Annotated in this window: 4 protein-coding genes; 2 read left to right on the plus strand and 2 right to left on the minus strand. The window is 58.7% G+C overall.

The genetic code is table 11. The features are described 5' to 3' along the window. Nucleotides 1-647: efflux RND transporter periplasmic adaptor subunit (locus Q0072_RS04370; protein WP_298326271.1), on the minus strand; the 647-nt coding region annotated here is incomplete at its 3' end. A 76-nt stretch (nucleotides 648-723) separates the two neighbouring features. Beyond that, complete coding sequence (locus tag Q0072_RS04375; protein ID WP_298326273.1) at nucleotides 724-1,332, minus strand: TetR/AcrR family transcriptional regulator; 609 nt, start codon at nucleotides 1,330-1,332, stop codon at nucleotides 724-726. 95 nt (nucleotides 1,333-1,427) lie between these two features. On the opposite strand from Q0072_RS04375, the gene Q0072_RS04380 reads away from it, so the two are divergent. Then, on the plus strand, nucleotides 1,428-2,855 hold the full coding sequence (locus tag Q0072_RS04380) for an efflux transporter outer membrane subunit (protein ID WP_298326275.1): 1,428 nt from the start codon (nucleotides 1,428-1,430) through the stop codon (nucleotides 2,853-2,855). A 666-nt stretch (nucleotides 2,856-3,521) separates the two neighbouring features. Next, nucleotides 3,522-3,604, plus strand: an 83-nt coding sequence (locus Q0072_RS04385; RefSeq protein WP_298326278.1) for a JAB domain-containing protein, incomplete at its 3' end; no start/stop codon positions are given.

Here is a 3,604-nt window from a genome sequence, read left to right on the forward strand (position 1 = left end):
AGGGTTTCGGGGAGCTGGATAATCGCTTCGCGCGGCCCGGCATGAGCCAGACGCACCACAACCTGTCCGGCACCAACGACCTGACCCGGTTCAGCCAGCGTTTCCATAATCACCCCGTCAGCGTCAGCCACGAGGACGCTATACTGACTGGCGTTTCGCGCCAGATCGGCCTGCGCCTGCGCCGCTGACAATTGGGACTTTGCGGCATCCGCTGCGGCCTTTGCCTGATCGTAAGCCGAAGCGGATATAGCGCCACTGCCGCGAAGCGCCCGAAAACGCGCTTCATCCGCGGCTGTCTGCTCCGCGCGAGCACGCGCTGCGGCAACGGCATCATCCTGCGCCTTTACGGCCAGCTTCAGGTCTGTGGGATCAATACGAAATAAAGCCTGACCGCGGGTCACGCGCTGACCTGCATCGACGAGCCGTTCAACGACCTTCCCCCCAACGCGAAAGCCGAGGTCGCTTTGGGTGCGGGCGGCCACGACGCCAGTGAATGACCGCGAGGCCCCGCCATCGCTGACGGCCGCCACGACCCGCACAGCGGGCGCTTTAAGCCGGGGATCATCGGCGGGTTTTTCACCGCAGCCGGCGAGGACCAGCGGCAGGATAAGCACAAGGGATGTGGTTGCGAGACGGCGCGAGCGCATGGCGGCCCCATTTAGAAGTTGACTGTACCTTCCATATGGAACTAGTGACCATTTTAGTCAAGTGTCACTTTTGAGGCTAAGGCGAAAGGCTCCGCAGAACAAGGCTGGAGAGGTGACCCGGTGCCGCTTCGGTGTAATCGAAGCTATACTGAAGCAGTAAGGGATTGAGGTAAGGACGCAGCACCAGATAGACGGAAAGCGTTGTCTCATCCAAAGGGGTCTTGCGCTCGAAATCGCCCGACAGACGCCCCTCTTGCAGAATCTCGCGTAACAGCGACTGCATACGATTTTCGTAGGTGACGACCGATTGCCAGCGCTCGGTCGCGGCCGAGGCGGCAATTTCGTAGAGTTTACGGTCCTGGAAAAAGAGCCGCAGACTCGCTTCAACCCCTGATTTGAAAAGGCGTCGCAACTTCTCAGGAGGCGTGTCCGCGCCATTGACGGCTTGCGAAACCTCCTTCTCAATTTCATGGAGGCAATTGGCGCAGATCATTTCGCCGATGGCCTGTTTGGACTCGAAGAACTTGTAGATATAGGCCTTCGAATATCCAATCGCTTTGGCGAGATCAGACACTGCGGTCTTTTCATATCCGTAGCGACTGAAATGCTCAGTCGCGGCCAGGACGATTTGATCCCTGACCTCATGGCCTGCCGGACCACGGGCCGAGGTGGGATAGTCTTTCATCTGTGTCATGCCCCTGACCATACGCGCTTACTTGTCATTTGACAACTTGTGACCATTATGTATTTTAGTCACAAAACGTTTGATGGAATTTGCAGATGTATCCGAGGTCCCTTTTCGTCACCCTGATCACCGCCAGCGCACTTTCAGGATGCGCGACCGGCGCTAACCAAACCGCCTCTTCGGTGACGCTACCGGCTCAATTTTACGGTCAACCCGTGAAAGCCTCTAATGTACCCGGCACTCAGACGGACATGACAGCCTGGTGGACGCGATTCGGCGATCCGCTGCTGGATCAGTATGTCGCTCTGGGTCTGCAGCAAAATCTGGATCTGGCACAGGCCAGCGCGCGCGTGGATCAGGCACGCGCCGGTCTCGGGGCAGCAACGGCCGCTCTTTTACCCTCCGCCGCTATGGCCGGTCAGGCCGCAAAGGGCACGCAGTCTGTGCAGACGCCTTTGGGTCAGGTGCTGTCAGCAAACCCCGCATTTGATCGGGACGGTGAGAGCTATGAGCTAAATCTGGCCGCGTCCTGGGAGATCGATCTTTCAGGCGGTTTGCGACGCAGCCGCGAAGCCGCCCGAGCCGACTATGAAGCCTCTGAAGCCGCCGTGGCCGCTACCCGCCTGTCGATCACATCCGCTATTGTCGATACCTACATTGTCATAAGAGGTCTGCAGGAGCGGAGTGATATCGCGCAGCGTCAGGTTCAAACTCGCCGTTCACTTCTGGATATGGTCGAAAAGCTGTACGCGCAGGGCCTTGTTCCGGAATCACAGGTCCGACAGACTTCCGCGGCCGTTGCAGAAGCCGAGGCGCGGATACCGATACTTGAGAACGCTGAGGAAACGGCGATCCACACTCTGGATATCCTGCTGGGCACGCCTGCGGGCACGCATCTCGCTGAATTGTCGCAGCCCGCGCCCGTTCCTGCCCTGAAACAGATCGCCCCTTCCGGCACTCCGGGCGACCTGCTCCGACGGCGCCCTGATCTCATTGTCGCCGAACGGCAACTGGCCGCTGCTCATGCCCGAAAGGGTGTGGCCGTCGCGGAATATTACCCGAAATTCTCGCTGAGCGGTCTGCTCGGCAGCGCGACAAGTGTTTCCAGTGGCGAACTGTTCAGCGATGGGGCCAGGCAATCCGCAGGCGTTCTGGGATTGCGCTGGCGGGTGTTCGATTTCGCCCGCATTGACGCTCAGATCAGACAGGCCAGGGGACAGGAAGCCGAAGCGCTCGCGGCCTACCGCCTCGCCGCTCTCCGGGCCACGGAGGATGTTGAAAACGCCTATTCCGCCTATAACCGCCAATCCACCCAATATAGAGTGCTTTCCGGAGGGGTGACGGATCTGGAGCGTGCCCGCGCCTCCATGGACACAGGCTACAAAACGGGGGCGATGAGCCTGCTCGACGTCCTGTATGCTGACGAAGCCATCCTCCGCGCCAGCGATGCCCGCTCGCAGGCACGGATAGGAGCGGCGCGCGCCAGTGTCGCGGTATTTAAGGCCCTCGGCGGCGACATCTGACGCAATAAAATGCCTCTGCTTTCACCCCTTCTAACGCCATCGAGATTTGCTTCGTTCTGGGCATGGGTAAATCGCCTCAATATGGCGATCGAGACAACCGAGGTTGACGTGCTTGAAAGGCGGATCGTCCAAGTTGAGGCTCGGGTGGCGGCGCTTACAGCGACAATTCAGAAGCTCGAAGCCAAAGAGTGAGAGACGGGAAAGCCGCCCGCCTGGCCACCTCTGAAGCACTTGATGTCAACCTGATCATGGCATCCGGCCCAACCGAAACTCCGGCCATTCCACTACGAACCAAGCGCGACGCGGATCTCAATACCGGTGCTGAGTGTATAGCCAGAAGTCGCTGCACTTTCCGCCTTGGTGGAATGCTGCGCTTCACGTATGTCCGCTTTGTCGACCGTCATTCAGATGGAACATGGCCGCTAGGGGCCAAAACCAGCCGATCTCAAGCGTCAAAGCACCAACGAATCAGGTCCCCCGTTTGCCTAGGCCAAGAGTAGAGTGCGACGACGAGACAACGGAGCAAAGCCGCATGTTAGTTCAGCTATTCTGTTCGGGGACGAGCATCATTGCGATCTGAGAGTTTAAGCATCCCAATAAACAAACCCCAAACCTTGCAGCGCTTTATTTTTCCATTCCAAATCAACACCTTATATCCACGGCAGGATGAGTCATAATCACCCCTCCGGTGACCCCATGCCGTCGCAGGGCGATATCGACATGACCAAGGCCATTATCGCCGCCGGTAA

It is taken from the genome of Asticcacaulis sp., from assembly GCF_027484505.1.
Taxonomy (GTDB): domain Bacteria; phylum Pseudomonadota; class Alphaproteobacteria; order Caulobacterales; family Caulobacteraceae; genus Asticcacaulis.

Coding starts and splice junctions, on each gene's coding strand:
- Q0072_RS04375 (WP_298326273.1), bottom strand. CDS start 1,332: ATGAAAGACTATCCCACCTCGGCCCGTGGTCCGGCAGGCCATGAGGTC.
- Q0072_RS04380 (WP_298326275.1), top strand. CDS start 1,428: ATGTATCCGAGGTCCCTTTTCGTCACCCTGATCACCGCCAGCGCACTT.